This window comes from Mesoflavibacter zeaxanthinifaciens subsp. sabulilitoris (assembly GCF_014191595.1).
In the GTDB taxonomy this organism is placed as follows: Bacteria; Bacteroidota; Bacteroidia; order Flavobacteriales; family Flavobacteriaceae; genus Mesoflavibacter; species Mesoflavibacter zeaxanthinifaciens.
In genome coordinates this window covers 353917-367580 of the sequence record NZ_JACHWV010000001.1, presented here as the reverse complement: position 1 = coordinate 367580, position 13664 = coordinate 353917, and the positions used below count along the sequence as shown (strand labels likewise).

Genomic DNA, 13664 nt, shown 5'->3' with positions numbered 1-13664 from the left:
GTAAAGTTAAATAACAAAACAGCTAAATCATTTAATGAATAATTGAGTTGAAATTTATCTATTGAAATTAATAAATTTGCAGTTATAATTTAAAAACTAATAAAGATGTTTGGAGACCTAATGGGAATGATGGGTAAGCTTAAAGAAACCCAAAAAAAAGTTGAAGAAACTAAAAAGCGTTTAAATACTGTTTTAGTTGATGAAAAAAGTAATGACAACCTATTGCAAGTCACATTAACAGCCAATAGAGAGATAAAATCAATAAATATTGATGATGCATTACTAAAAGATAAAGAACAACTAGAAGACTATTTAATTTTAACTTTAAATAAAGCTATTACTAAAGCTACAGAAGTACATGAAACAGAAGTAGCTGCTGTTGCTAAAGATGGTATGCCAAATATACCTGGCATGGACATGTTTAAATAATAGTGTAAACAAAAAAAGGAAGCCATTTGGCTTCCTTTTTTATTATGTCCATCTACTCTTATTTAGAGTTGATAACTCTAAACTGAGTACGTCTGTTTGCTAAGTGTTCTCTTTCTGTACAAGATACACCATCAGAACATCTGTTAGTTAATCTTGACTCACCATAACCGTTAGAAGTAATTCTTGAAGAATTAATTCCTTTAGAAATTAAATAATTAGTTACAGCTTGTGCTCTTCTTTCTGATAATAATCTGTTAGATTCTTTAGATCCTCTTGAGTCTGTATGAGAAGCAATCTCTACAGATACACCATCTGCTAGTACTGGTAATAATTTAGCATCTATTTCTGCTTTTGCTGCAGGTGTTAAAGTTGCAGAACCTAAATTCCAGTTTATGTTAAGGTCATTATACTCTACTAATTTACAGTCAACTTCTTTCCATGTTGTTAAACCTCCTTTAGTTTGTAAAACTTCTTTTGTAACTGTTTTATTAACAGCAGGTACAACAGACTCTTCTACTCTAGCATCTGAAGCTAAAACAGTTTTCTTGATTGTAGAACGTTTCTCTGCTATATCTATAGTTCTTGTAGTTGGAGGTGTAGACATAACCACACGCTTCATTGTTTGAGTAACTTCTGGAATAGCAACTACACGAGTTGTTTCTGGAGTAATGATTTTTTTCTTAACTGTTTTTGTAACAGCAGGAATATCTATAACTCTTGTTGTAGGAGGAGTTACCATTACAACACGCTCCATAGTTTTAGTTATTGCAGGCACTTCGATAACTCTTGTCGTTGGAGGAGTAACCATTACTGTTTTCTTAACTGTTTTTGTAACAGCAGGAATATCTATTACTCTTGTTGTTGCAGGAGTTTCAATTACTTTTTGAGTATAAGTAGCCATGCCACAATCATCTGCTCCTCCATTAGAATTATCACATCCTGGAGTAGTTATTACAGAAGCATCTGAAGCTAATTCAGTAGTATTTATTGTAATGTTTTGTGCTGGTACACTTTTATAACACCAGTATCTACAATCGTTAGGGTCACTTGATTGACACTCTGCAGCTGGTGTATCGCTCATTTCCCACTTTGCAGTTGCAGGTTTAACCTCTATAACTTGGTAACTAGAAGTAAATTTAGCTGGTACAACTTTTAAAGTGTTACCAAATTCTCTTTTCTTATATGTAATAGTTTGTGTTCCCCAAACAGCAGGAATTACTTCTAATTTTTGACTTGCAGATTGAACAACTACTGTTTCTTCTCTTGTTTCGTATTTAGCAGGAATAACCTCTAAACGTTGCGTTGCTGGTTGAGTTACTACTTCAAAAGTACGAGTTTCGTAAACAGCAGGAACTACTTCTAATCTTTGGCTAGCTTCTTGTACAACAACTGTTTCTTCTTCGTAAGAAACTGATGATGGTATGATTTCTAATTTTTGACTTGCCTCTTGTACTACTACATCAAAATTCTGAGTTTCGTACTTTGCTGGAACTACTGATAATTCTGTTCCTGCTTTTTGCACAATAACTTCTTCTGTTACTGTGTTGTAACTAGCTGGCACAACAGATAGCTTTTTATAAGCTGGTGCCACTTGTACTGTTACATCTTGGTTTACCCATACATCTGGAGTAACACAACGAACATAACATTTTCCTGGTTCAGGATTTGTTGGTAGGTCTTGTGCAAATACTGCTGTACAGGCTACAAAAGACAAAATCGTTAGTAATACTTTTTTCATTTTTTGTTAATTTAAGTTTATAAATAGATTAATAAAAGACTATAAATTAGCATTTTACAACTAATTTCAGACAAAAAAAGCACTATTCAAACTTATTTTAACATTAACTGTTAAGAAAAACCAAAAAATCGATAAAATGCATAAAAAAACGACATAAACAGCTTCTAAATTATATTAAATCTATTTTTAAAAAAGTGACTTAATTACATTTTCTAAAATATCAACTTCATTATCAGTAATTTCCAAATGTGTTACCATTCTTAGTTTGTTATTTCCCATATTGGTGATAAGAATTTTATTGTCAGAAAGCGATTTCAAAAACTTTTCGCTTGTTTCATCATACAATTCAAAAATAACGATGTTTGTTTCTACTGACTCTACATTTTTAACGTAATTAGATTGTTGTAATAATTCTGCTATATACTTTGCTTTTTTATGGTCTTCGGCTAATCTTTCAATATTATTATCTAAAGCATACAAACCTGCAGCAGCAAGAAAACCTACTTGTCGCATGCCTCCACCTAATATCTTTCTAATTCGTATTGCGTTTTCCATAATTGCTTTGTCACCTACTAAAACGGATCCAACAGGACAACCTAAACCTTTACTTAAGCAAACAGATATGGTATCAAAAGCTTTACCGTATTGTTCTGTAGTTTCTTCTTTTGCTACTAAAGCATTCCATAATCTTGCACCATCTAAATGAAATCCTAAGTTATGTGTTTTACAAAGTGATTTTATTTTTAATATTTCGTCAAAATCCCAACATGCGCCGCCACCTTTGTTTGTGGTATTTTCAATTTCGACTAATCTGGTTAACGGACTATGATAAAAATCTGGTGGATTTATTGCTTCTTCAACCTGTTTTGCAGTAAACATTCCTCTATTACCATCTATTAATTTACAAGAAACGCCACTATTAAAAGATGCGCCACCACCTTCATAATTAAAAATATGAGCATATTTATCGCAAATTACTTGGTCGCCAGGATTGGTGTGTAATTTAATAGCAGTTTGATTAGCCATAGTCCCACTAGGAAAAAACAATGCTTTTTCTTTTCCAAAAAGTTTAGCTATTTTTTCTTCTAAAGCGTTAACTGTTTCATCTTCATCATACACATCATCACCAACTTTAGCCTGCATCATTGCCTCAAGCATTTTTGGTGTTGGTTTAGTTACCGTATCACTTCTTAAATCTATAATCATTAGTATATTTTTTAGAGATAAAACTATAAATATTGTTTTAATAAATTTTAGAATCTTACTAATAATTTTATTTTTGTTTCAAACAATATATTATATGATTACAACAGATCAAATTAAAGATCTTAATAAACGCCTTAAGTCTTTAAGGCAATATCTTTGACTTAGACGCAAAGACAATAGAGCTTCGTAACGAAGAAGAGAAAACATTTGACCCGAATTTTTGGAATGATTCTAAAGCTGCGGAGCAAGTCATGAAATCCATCAGAGAAAAGAAAAAATGGATAGAAGACTATGACAATGCTAAAACTTATATTGAAGATTTAGAAGTTATATACGAGTTTTTTAAAGAAGAAGAAGCTAGTTTAGAAGATGTTGAATCTAGGTTTGAAAAAGCAGAAACTGCTATAGAAAATCTTGAATTTAAAAATATGCTTTCTGAAGAAGGTGATAGCCTTAGCGCTGTTTTACAAATAACAGCTGGTGCTGGCGGTACAGAAAGCTGCGATTGGGCAAGTATGCTTATGCGTATGTATTTAATGTACGCAGAAAAAAATGGTTTTAAGGTAAAAGAACTTAACTTTCAAGAAGGTGATGTTGCAGGCATAAAAACAGTGACTTTAGAAATTGAAGGCGACTTTGCTTTTGGATGGTTAAAAGGAGAAAACGGTGTACATAGATTAGTAAGAATTTCGCCATTTGATAGTAACGCAAAACGACATACAAGTTTTGCTTCTGTTTATGTTTATCCTTTGGTTGATGATACTATTGAAATTGAAATTAACCCAGCAGATATTGAAATTACTACTGCTAGATCAAGTGGTGCCGGAGGACAAAATGTAAATAAAGTTGAAACTAAAGTACAATTAACACACAAACCTACTGGAATTCAAATTTCGTGTTCCGAAACAAGATCTCAACACGATAACCGTGCTCGTGCCCTACAAATGCTAAAATCTCAGCTTTATGAAATTGAACTTCAAAAACAAATGGCTCAACGTGATGATATTGAAGCTGGTAAAATGAAAATTGAATGGGGAAGCCAAATACGAAACTATGTTATGCATCCATACAAATTAGTTAAAGACGTACGTTCTGGTCACGAAACTGGTAATGTAGACGCTGTAATGGATGGACATATAGAACCATTTTTAAAGTCTTATTTAATGATGATGGGACAACAAACCGAAGACAATAATAACCTCTAAAAATTAATATGATTAAAATATATCACAACCCAAGATGTAGAAAATCTAGAGAAGGATTACAAATTCTTGAAGAATCAGGTAAAGATTTTGAAATTGTAAAATATTTAGAAAATACGCCTACAAAAGAAGAACTTTCTGACATCATAAAACTACTAGGTATTAAACCAATTGACCTAGTTAGAAAAAATGAATCTATTTGGAAAGAAAACTACAAAAACAAACAATTATCTGACAATGAAATAATTACAGCAATGGTTGAAAATCCTAAGTTAATAGAACGACCAATTGTTGTAAATAAAAATAAAGCTATTATTGGAAGACCACCTGAAAATATTAAAAAAATTATTTAAATTGTATCGCTATTAATCATTAATATTTAAAACCATAAATAATTATAGAGTAATAAAATTTCCCCTTAAACAATAATGATAGTAATATATCACAACCCAGACTCTCCAAACTCAAATAAGTGTTTAGAAATTTTAGAGACAAGTAAACATGATCAAGAAGCTATCAAATATCAGGATAAACCTTTAGATAAAATAAAGCTTCAAAAAATAATAAAGCTTCTTAAAATTAATCCAGAAGAACTAATTAGGAAAGAAAGTAAAGTCTGGAAAGAAAATTTTGATCACTTGCATCAAGATAATCATAAGTTTAATAACGAAGAGCTTTTGGATCTAATGGTTGAGTATCAAGAAATTATTGAAAGACCAATAATTATTAACGGAGAAAAAGCTGTAATAGGAAAACCTGCAAAACGTATTTTTGATATAATTCCAGACTAATTAACGTACGTTAACACTATTCATTTTTATTTAACAAAGCTTTAACCAAGTCAGGTTAAACCTGTAAGTATTTTTGGCGTCTTAGAACAAAAACCTAATTATGACTAAAAAAATACTAACCAGTTTTATTCTTTTATTTACAACGCTAATTTTTGCTCAGAACGAAAAAGAAATTACAGTAAAAGGTAAAATTGTAGACGCTAGCACTCAAACACCATTAGAATACGCAACAATTGTATTTACTAGCACAACAGATGCAAGTGATGTTACAGGAGGAATAACAGATACCAAAGGTAATTACAACATTAAAGTTGCAGCAGGAACTTATAACATTTCATACGAATATATAGGCTTTAAAAAGCTAACAATCAATAACAAATCAATTACTAGCAATACAAACTTAGGTACCACTTCCCTATCTGTAGATGCAGAAACTTTAGATGAAATTGAAATCGTTGCCGAAAAAACCACTGTAGACATTAGACTTGATAAAAAAATCTACAACATTGGTAAAGATTTAACGACAGCTGGAGGAACTGTAAGTGACGCTTTAAATAATGTCCCTTCAGTTTCTGTAGATATAGAAGGTGGTATTAGTTTAAGAGGTAACGAAAATGTTAGAATTTTAATTAACGGTAAACCATCTGCTCTTGCTGGTTTTGGAGACAGTAATGTGTTAAGTCAGCTTCCTGCAGAAGCAATAGAGCGTGTAGAGGTTATTACATCGCCTTCTGCTAGATATGATGCCGAAGGTACCGCTGGTATTTTAAACATTATTCTACGTCAAAAAGAAACTTTAGGTTTTAATGGATCTATTAATTTAAATGCTGGTAATCCAGATTTAGTTGGTGTTGCTACAACATTAAACTACAGAACAGAAAAATTCAACCTATTTTCAAACATAGGTTTTAGATATTTTGACGCACCAAGAACAAGTGATAGTGACACCTATTATTTTGATTATTTAGATGAAGACGGTATTTTACAAACACCAGAATATAGACAAATTATAGAAGACCAAGATGTTACTAGGCTTAATCGTAATTATAACGGTAACATTGGTATGGAATACTTCTTATCAGATAAAACATCTTTAACAGGTAGTTTTTTCTATAGATATGGTGAAGATGCAGATTTATCTACAAATATTTCAGAACGTTATAATGGTGGTTTAGTAGAACAAACTACAAGATACGAGCGTCAAAATGAAGAAGATAATAGCTACCAATTCGCATTAAATTATATCACTAAATTTGATGATAACGGACACCAATTAACTGCAGATTTTCAATATGTAATTGATAAAGAAGAGCAATTTACATTTTTAGATGAAAATTATGATTTTACCGAAGATGCTAATCCAGAACCATTTCAAAGAGAACAAATTTATCAAACAGAAGATCAAAAAGAATATTTAGTACAGGCTGATTATGTATTACCAATTGGTGAGGATTCTAGATTTGAAGCTGGTTACCGTGGTAGTTTTCAAAATGAAGTAACAGACTATCTTTTAGAACAAGAAAACATTACAGATGGATCTTTATTTGTAAACGATACTATTACAAACGTTTTTGATTATTCAGAAAACGTAAATGCACTTTACACGCAATACGGTACCAAATTAGGTAAATTCTCTTTTTTATTAGGTCTTAGATTAGAGCATACACAATTAAAAGGAAAAATTGACTCAAGATTATCAGATCAAGAATTAAACGACGCTTTTAGCTTTCCGATTGATACAGATTTTGATAAAAACTATTTAGGTTTATTCCCAACAGTAAACTTAATTTATAATCTTGCAAAAGAAGATCAGAAAGAAGAAAGTATAACATTAGGTTACAACAGACGTATAAACAGACCGCGTGGTTGGTTTATTAACCCTTTTCCTACCAGATCAAGTAGAACAAGAGTTTTTCAAGGTAACCCAAATCTTGACCCAGCATTTTCTAGCACTTTTGATTTAGGATATTTAAAGCGTTGGGATAAATTAACATTAACTACATCTGTGTACTACCAACACGAAACAGATTCTTTTGAGCGTGTACAAGAAAACACCGGAAGCGTAACAACAGATGGTATTAATATTATTAGAACAATTCCTGTTAACTTATCTACAAACAAACGTACTGGAGCCGAACTTGGTGTGTTATTCAACCCAGAAAAATGGTTACGTTTAAACTCTAGTATTAACTTTTTTCAATTTAATACAGAAGGAGAATTTAACGGTGTAGATTACAGCGCAAAAAACACAAGTTGGTTTGCTAGATTTAGTAGTAAAGTAACTTTACCAGCAAAAATAGATTGGCAAACAAATGCATTTTATAGAGGTGCAAGATCTGATGCACAATCTGATACAGACGGAATTTTCTCTATGGATTTAGCATTTAGTAAAGAGATTTTTAAAGATAAAGCTACTTTATCTTTAAACGTAAGAGATGTATTTAACTCAAGAAAAAGAAACTCTGTTACAACAACAGCTACAGAACGTGTAACTTCAGAATTTCAATGGAGACAACGTCAAATTACATTATCTATGATTTATAGATTTAATCAGAAAAAAGATCGTAATAGAGGTAGCAGAAATAACAACTATAATGGTGATGACGAATTTGAAGGATAGTTAGCAGTTAGCAGTTAGCAGTTAGCAGTTAGCAGTTAGCAGTTAGCAGTTAGCAAACTATAAAAAAGGGTTTATTAAATTGTAATAAACCCTTTTTTTATATCCTAAAATATCAATCAACTGTCATTCCGAGGTATCGAGGAATCTTATAATCTTAAATAAATAGATTCTTCGCTTTCATTTCGACTGCGCTCAATGTGACAACTCTAAATGACAAAACCACTTAATATAACACATAAAAAAAAGGGAAATTCTAAAACTATTTTAGAATTTCCCTTTTTAAATATGATTAATAAAAAACTTAAGCCTGTTGTCTTTTTGCTTTTTTCTCTTCTTTAATTTCTTTTAAACGCTCTATTAAGCTTCCTCCAATCCAATAAGGAACTACAAATGTGATTAAAAAAATCATTAACCAAAAGCCTATGGTTAAGATAGTTAAAAATGCTAAAAAGCCTAAATATTGGTCAAATTCGAACATGATTACGTCTAATTACTTGTTTATTGTTACCGCAAAGATACTTATTACCTTTTTTTTAAACAACACTATCCTAAAAATTATTAACAGAGTTGTTAAGAAATTTGATTAATTCTCAGAAAGTTTGAGCATAATACCATTATGAGGTTGTCCCTTATGCTCTAAAAATATAGACGAAATATTACTTAAGTCTCTTATTACGAATTCTCCCACAATATCTTTATTAAAACTATTAATATCTAATGGTGTAATTTCAATTGTAAATTTTCGTTTAAACTTCCATTTATAAATTTCTTTTTTAGTTTCAGAATAAACAACCTGTAAATAATAATCTTCACTAAAATTAAATCTAACCTTATCTGCATACTTTGTTAAAGTTACTATCATTTTATCTGAAGAACTATCAACAGTTTCAAAATCTACTAATTCCCATTGTTTTAATAAAATACTTATGTTAGTATTGTCTTTTTTTTGAGCAAAACTAATGGTGGAGCAAAACAAAAAGATAAAGAAGATTGACCTATTTAAATTCATGATATTAAAATAAATTATTATTAAACCACAATTTCGACAAATTATTCAACATCTCAAATACAAACCCTAAAAAGTATTTATTTCTTATTAACATTCACTTAATTAAGACCTCAATTTTTTATAAATTTGTAGTCTTATTTTTATAATCAACTATACCATGGAATACAGAATAGAAAAAGATACAATGGGCGAGGTTAAAGTGCCTGCAGACAAACTTTGGGGCGCACAAACAGAACGCTCTCGTAACAATTTTAAAATTGGTGCGCCTGCATCTATGCCTTTAGAAATTGTTTACGGTTTTGCTTACCTTAAAAAAGCTGCTGCTTACACTAACTGCGAGCTTGGCGTGTTACCGGTAGAAAAACGCGACCTTATTGCTAAGGTTTGTGACGAGATTTTAGTAGGTAAACATGATGATCAGTTTCCGTTAGTGATTTGGCAAACTGGTTCTGGTACGCAATCTAACATGAATGTTAACGAGGTTATCGCTAACCGTGCGCATCAATTAGCTGGTAAAACTATTGGTGATGGCGATAAAACTATTCAACCAAATGATGATGTTAACAAATCGCAGTCGTCTAACGATACATTCCCTACAGGAATGCACATTGCAGCGTACACAAAAATTGTAAAAACAACCATACCTGGTGTTAAACAATTACGCAATACTTTAAAAAAGAAATCTGAAGAATTTAAAAACGTTGTAAAAATTGGTCGTACACACTTAATGGATGCAACTCCATTAACATTAGGACAAGAGTTTTCTGGTTACGTATCTCAGTTAGATCACGGTTTAAAAGCGTTAGAAAACACGTTAGACCACTTAAAAGAATTAGCGTTAGGTGGTACAGCTGTTGGTACAGGTCTAAACACACCAAAAGGTTACGATAAACGTGTAGCAGAATATATTGCTGAATTTACAGGTTTACCATTTATCACAGCACCAAATAAGTTTGAAGCGTTAGCTGCACACGATGCAATTGTAGAAAGTCATGGCGCTTTAAAACAAATTGCTGTGTCTTTAAATAAAATTGCTAACGATATACGTATGATGGCGTCTGGACCAAGATCTGGAATTGGAGAGATTATTATTCCTGCTAACGAGCCTGGAAGTTCTATCATGCCAGGAAAAGTAAACCCAACACAATGCGAAGCTTTAACCATGGTTTGTGCGCAAGTTATGGGTAATGATGTGGCGATAACTGTTGGTGGTACACAAGGACATTACGAGCTTAACGTGTTTAAACCAGTTATGGCGGCTAATATTTTAGAGTCTGCACAATTAATTGGAGATGCTTGTGTAAGTTTTGATGTAAATTGTGCATCTGGTATAGAGCCAAACCACGCAGTGATTAAAGAATTATTAAACAATTCTTTAATGTTAGTGACTGCTTTAAACACAAAAATTGGTTATTATAAAGCTGCCGAAATTGCTAACACAGCACACAAAAACGGTACTACTTTAAAAGAAGAAGCAATTAATTTAGGTTATGTAAGCGCAGAAGATTATGACGAATGGGTAAAACCAGAAGACATGGTTGGAAGTCTTAAATAATAACTTTATATACTTTAAAAAAGGAAAACCGTTAAAAATTAACTTTTTAACGGTTTTTTTGTGTGTAAGTTAGTTATTAATATGTGTGTAGTATTATAACAATACAATTATACTTAAAACATCAAGTTTATGCATTAACATATGTTAATGGTTTAAATTATTTCTTATTCTGCTTAATTGCACAGGTGTAATACTTAAATAAGTTGCTATTTGATATTGAGGTATTAAATTATCAATATTTGGTATTTGTTTTCTTAAACTCAAATATCGCTCTGTAGCATTCATACTTAAAAGCTCTTTATGTCTTACATCGTTTTGACATATTAAATTTTCTAAATAACTAAAATGAAACTTTAATATATCAGGATGTTGTTCTCTTAAATTAATGTATTCGTTATAATTTGTAACTATTACAGTACATTTTGTTAAAGTTGCATAATAACAATCTGCCGGTATTTGTTTGATTATAGCATTAAAAGAAGTGAAAATATCTAAAGGTTTATAAATTGCTTTTGTAAATTCTTTACCTTTTTCATTTACAAAATAAGATCTACAATACCCATCAATAATAACATAAACGCTGTTAGGTATATCTCCAACATTTTCTAAAATTGTTCCAGCTTTAAGCTCTCTAACTTCTGTTATTTCTTTTAAAAGGTGCAAAGACTCATAAGAAATATCATAAAACTCACTTACATTATCTTTAAATGCTTGTATTAAGTCAGGTGTTATCATTTGATATTTTAAGGGATGTTTGATTAAAATTAGTTAATCTTGACATAGTACAAAAAAGTTTTTGAAAAATTTGACTTAGATTTAAATATTCGACAAACTGCATTATTATTGAAAAGAACGAATATTTCAATTATAAATTTTTATTAAAATATCTATCTTTGAATTTCATCTAAAAATAACCATATGTCCATATTAATTACCAACATAAAATCATTACTTCAAGTTAGAGAAAATTGTCCATCGTTTATTTCAGGTAATGACATGAAAACGCTACCTACAATAGAAAACGCATATCTCTTAATAGAAAATGATACAATAGTAAATTATGGACCAATGGAAGATGCATCTTCCATAGAAGCAGAAACCACTATTGATGCAACTGGTAAATTTGTATTACCTACTTGGTGCGATTCTCATACGCACATTGTTTACGCTGGTAATCGTGAATTAGAGTTTGTAGACCGTATTAATGGGTTGACTTACGAAGAAATTGCTAATCGTGGTGGTGGAATATTAAACAGTGCTAAAACACTTCAAAACACTTCTGAAGAAGAACTTTACAATCAATCTATTGCACGCGTTAAAACCGTTATGAAGTTAGGTACAGGCGCATTAGAAATTAAATCTGGTTACGGACTAACTCCAGAAGCAGAACTTAAAATGCTTCGTGTAATTAAACGCATAAAAAAAGAATTTCCTGTAAAAGTAAGAGCCACGTTTTTAGGTGCACATGCACTACCACAACATTATAAAAACAACAAACAAGGTTATTTAGATGAAATTATAAATGTAATGCTACCACTAATTGAAAAAGAGCAATTAGCAGACTACATTGATATTTTTTGCGAAAAAGGATATTTTGATTTAGATGATACTAAACAAATCATAGAAGCTGGTAAAAAACATCATATGGCTTCAAAAATACACGTAAATCAATTTAATGCTTTTGGAGGCGTAGCGTTAGCTGTAGAAAACAATGCTTTAAGCGTAGATCATTTAGAAGAAATGAATGATGAAGACATTGAAGTTTTAAAAGGTAGTAATACCATGCCAGTTGCGTTACCGTCTTGCTCCTACTTTTTAAGTATTCCGTATACTCCTGCAAGAAAAATGATTGATGCAGGTTTACCTTTAGCTTTAGCTACAGATTATAATCCAGGATCTACACCAAGTGGTAATATGAATTTTGTCGTAAGTACAGCTTGCATAAAAATGAAAATGACACCTGAAGAAGCTATTAATGCAGCAACCATTAATGGTGCTTATGCTATGGGTATAGACAAACAATACGGAAGTATCACCAGAGGTAAAAAAGCAAATGTAATAATCACTAAACAAATACCTAGCTACTATTATTTACCGTATTCTTTTGGAGAAAATAATATAGAAACTGTAATTATTAACGGTCAAATTATTGCATAAAAAAAGCCCAAAATTAATATGGGCTTTTTAGTGGAATAATTAACAATATCTACATTGTTACTGAATATTATTTAAGTGTAAATTCAGAGCTAGATACCAATTCGTTTCCGTTAAATACGTTAACTTGATAGCGACCTTCTTCAAAATCGTCGTCTGTATTATTACTTACAAACTCACATATATCTAAGTTTCCATTTTCGTAATTAAACTTACTAATAACACTATAATTTAAAGTTTGCTCTCCAAAAGTTACTTGTTGATTTGCTCCTAAAATATTGTTTTTTGGATCAATAACTTGCACGTATAACTCCTTATCTCCAGATTGTACCAACTTGTTTTTAGCAACAGTATAGCATACTCTAATTTTGTCTACACGTCTAGCTCTTTCCATAGGTACTAATTTACCATTGTTACGCACTAAAACACCATATCCTTTAAGGTTTACTGTATTTAAAACAGCTGCATTTTCCATAACTTCAGCTAATGCTGTATTTTGTATCATTAAAGAGTCATTAAACATTGCTCTTTCTTCAAGTTGCACTTTTGTACTATCTAAAGTCGTTGCAAGCTGCATATTCTCTACTTTTAAACGGTCATTTTCTGTTAATAAAACATCCATTTCTTCTTGTAATGCAAGATACTTTTGTTTGTACCTCCATAAACTTTTTACGTTAGTTTCTGCTGTTTGTAAAGAATCTATAAGACCTTGTATTCTTTCTCTTGCATCTACTAAATTTTGATTAGTCACTTCGTTTTCGCTTAATGCTAAGTCGTACTTAGACTTCATTGCATTTAAGTTAGCTAATACATCATTTTTTTCTGTTTTTAATTGCTGCTCTGTTTCTTGTTTTTCGCTATATAAAGATCCAGTATAAACAGCTGTACCAATAAATAACACTAAAGCTATACCTAATGCTACTTTTAATCCTGTGCTTGCAGTGTTGTTTGCCATAATAT

Annotated in this window: 13 protein-coding genes; 7 read left to right on the top strand and 6 right to left on the bottom strand. The window is 31.1% G+C overall.

Annotated elements, in window-relative coordinates:
• The first annotated feature begins 105 nt into the window (after nucleotides 1–105).
• Nucleotides 106–429 carry a YbaB/EbfC family nucleoid-associated protein gene (locus FHS04_RS01725; protein WP_106677936.1) on the top strand — a complete coding sequence of 108 codons (324 nt, stop codon included), beginning with the start codon at nucleotides 106–108 and terminating at the stop codon, nucleotides 427–429.
• A gap of 58 nt (nucleotides 430–487) precedes the next feature.
• On the opposite strand, the gene FHS04_RS14445 is transcribed toward FHS04_RS01725, so the two are convergent.
• Together FHS04_RS14445 and FHS04_RS01715 are read right to left on the bottom strand one after the other, a co-directional pair.
• Nucleotides 488–2167, bottom strand: coding sequence for an OmpA family protein (locus tag FHS04_RS14445; protein WP_106677938.1), 1680 nt, complete (start codon nucleotides 2165–2167; stop codon nucleotides 488–490).
• Between the two features lie 186 nt (nucleotides 2168–2353).
• Nucleotides 2354–3373, bottom strand: coding sequence for a threonine aldolase family protein (locus FHS04_RS01715; RefSeq protein ID WP_106677940.1), 1020 nt, complete (start codon nucleotides 3371–3373; stop codon nucleotides 2354–2356).
• A gap of 94 nt (nucleotides 3374–3467) precedes the next feature.
• On the opposite strand from FHS04_RS01715, the gene prfB reads away from it, so the two are divergent.
• The 4 genes from prfB to FHS04_RS01695 all read left to right on the top strand — a co-directional run bounded on the left by prfB (nucleotide 3468) and on the right by FHS04_RS01695 (nucleotide 7986).
• A protein-coding gene (gene prfB / locus FHS04_RS01710; protein WP_146131294.1) for a peptide chain release factor 2 occupies nucleotides 3468–4578 on the top strand; the annotation gives its coding sequence in 2 pieces (ribosomal slippage) (nucleotides 3468–3530 and nucleotides 3532–4578; 1110 coding nt in all).
• 8 nt (nucleotides 4579–4586) lie between these two features.
• Nucleotides 4587–4928: an arsenate reductase (glutaredoxin) gene (arsC, locus tag FHS04_RS01705; RefSeq protein WP_106677949.1), complete on the top strand. Its 342-nt coding sequence runs from the start codon at nucleotides 4587–4589 to the stop codon at nucleotides 4926–4928.
• Between the two features lie 75 nt (nucleotides 4929–5003).
• On the top strand, nucleotides 5004–5366 hold the full coding sequence (locus FHS04_RS01700) for an ArsC/Spx/MgsR family protein (RefSeq protein ID WP_027878901.1): 363 nt from the start codon (nucleotides 5004–5006) through the stop codon (nucleotides 5364–5366).
• A 100-nt stretch (nucleotides 5367–5466) separates the two neighbouring features.
• Nucleotides 5467–7986 carry a TonB-dependent receptor domain-containing protein gene (locus FHS04_RS01695; protein ID WP_106677953.1) on the top strand — a complete coding sequence of 840 codons (2520 nt, stop codon included), beginning with the start codon at nucleotides 5467–5469 and terminating at the stop codon, nucleotides 7984–7986.
• Between the two features lie 301 nt (nucleotides 7987–8287).
• Here FHS04_RS01695 and FHS04_RS01690 read toward each other — a convergent pair whose 3' ends face one another.
• Together FHS04_RS01690 and FHS04_RS01685 are read right to left on the bottom strand one after the other, a co-directional pair.
• Entirely contained in the window at nucleotides 8288–8464 is a 177-nt protein-coding gene (locus FHS04_RS01690) for a hypothetical protein (protein WP_027878899.1), read from the bottom strand.
• A gap of 105 nt (nucleotides 8465–8569) precedes the next feature.
• The gene (locus FHS04_RS01685; protein ID WP_146131295.1) at nucleotides 8570–8995 is read right to left on the bottom strand and encodes a hypothetical protein; all 426 of its coding nucleotides are present in this window, start codon (nucleotides 8993–8995) and stop codon (nucleotides 8570–8572) included.
• A 157-nt stretch (nucleotides 8996–9152) separates the two neighbouring features.
• On the opposite strand from FHS04_RS01685, the gene fumC reads away from it, so the two are divergent.
• A complete protein-coding gene (fumC, locus tag FHS04_RS01680; protein ID WP_106677959.1) occupies nucleotides 9153–10550 on the top strand; it encodes a class II fumarate hydratase in 1398 nt (465 codons plus the stop codon).
• A gap of 144 nt (nucleotides 10551–10694) precedes the next feature.
• Here the strand turns inward: fumC and FHS04_RS01675 are convergent, their stop codons facing one another.
• A complete protein-coding gene (locus FHS04_RS01675) occupies nucleotides 10695–11285 on the bottom strand; it encodes a Crp/Fnr family transcriptional regulator (RefSeq protein ID WP_027878896.1) in 591 nt (196 codons plus the stop codon).
• Between the two features lie 183 nt (nucleotides 11286–11468).
• Between FHS04_RS01675 and hutI the strand changes: the two genes are divergently transcribed.
• Complete coding sequence (hutI, locus tag FHS04_RS01670; protein WP_106677963.1) at nucleotides 11469–12707, top strand: imidazolonepropionase; 1239 nt, start codon at nucleotides 11469–11471, stop codon at nucleotides 12705–12707.
• A 67-nt stretch (nucleotides 12708–12774) separates the two neighbouring features.
• On the opposite strand, the gene FHS04_RS01665 is transcribed toward hutI, so the two are convergent.
• Nucleotides 12775–13659 (bottom strand): chromosome partitioning protein ParA, encoded by an 885-nt coding sequence (locus FHS04_RS01665; protein ID WP_106677966.1) that lies wholly within the window; start codon nucleotides 13657–13659, stop codon nucleotides 12775–12777.
• Nucleotides 13660–13664: the final 5 nt, after the last annotated feature.

What these genes read in the sequence shown, in the direction of transcription:
- fumC (WP_106677959.1), top strand. Translation starts at nt 9,153, where the DNA reads ATGGAATACAGAATAGAAAAAGATACAATGGGCGAGGTTAAAGTGCCT.
- hutI (WP_106677963.1), top strand. Translation starts at nt 11,469, where the DNA reads ATGTCCATATTAATTACCAACATAAAATCATTACTTCAAGTTAGAGAA.
- FHS04_RS01665 (WP_106677966.1), bottom strand. Translation starts at nt 13,659, where the DNA reads ATGGCAAACAACACTGCAAGCACAGGATTAAAAGTAGCATTAGGTATA.
- FHS04_RS01725 (WP_106677936.1), top strand. Translation starts at nt 106, where the DNA reads ATGTTTGGAGACCTAATGGGAATGATGGGTAAGCTTAAAGAAACCCAA.
- FHS04_RS01690 (WP_027878899.1), bottom strand. Translation starts at nt 8,464, where the DNA reads ATGTTCGAATTTGACCAATATTTAGGCTTTTTAGCATTTTTAACTATC.
- FHS04_RS01675 (WP_027878896.1), bottom strand. Translation starts at nt 11,285, where the DNA reads ATGATAACACCTGACTTAATACAAGCATTTAAAGATAATGTAAGTGAG.
- FHS04_RS01700 (WP_027878901.1), top strand. Translation starts at nt 5,004, where the DNA reads ATGATAGTAATATATCACAACCCAGACTCTCCAAACTCAAATAAGTGT.
- FHS04_RS01695 (WP_106677953.1), top strand. Translation starts at nt 5,467, where the DNA reads ATGACTAAAAAAATACTAACCAGTTTTATTCTTTTATTTACAACGCTA.
- FHS04_RS01685 (WP_146131295.1), bottom strand. Translation starts at nt 8,995, where the DNA reads ATGAATTTAAATAGGTCAATCTTCTTTATCTTTTTGTTTTGCTCCACC.
- FHS04_RS14445 (WP_106677938.1), bottom strand. Translation starts at nt 2,167, where the DNA reads ATGAAAAAAGTATTACTAACGATTTTGTCTTTTGTAGCCTGTACAGCA.
- arsC (WP_106677949.1), top strand. Translation starts at nt 4,587, where the DNA reads ATGATTAAAATATATCACAACCCAAGATGTAGAAAATCTAGAGAAGGA.
- FHS04_RS01715 (WP_106677940.1), bottom strand. Translation starts at nt 3,373, where the DNA reads ATGATTATAGATTTAAGAAGTGATACGGTAACTAAACCAACACCAAAA.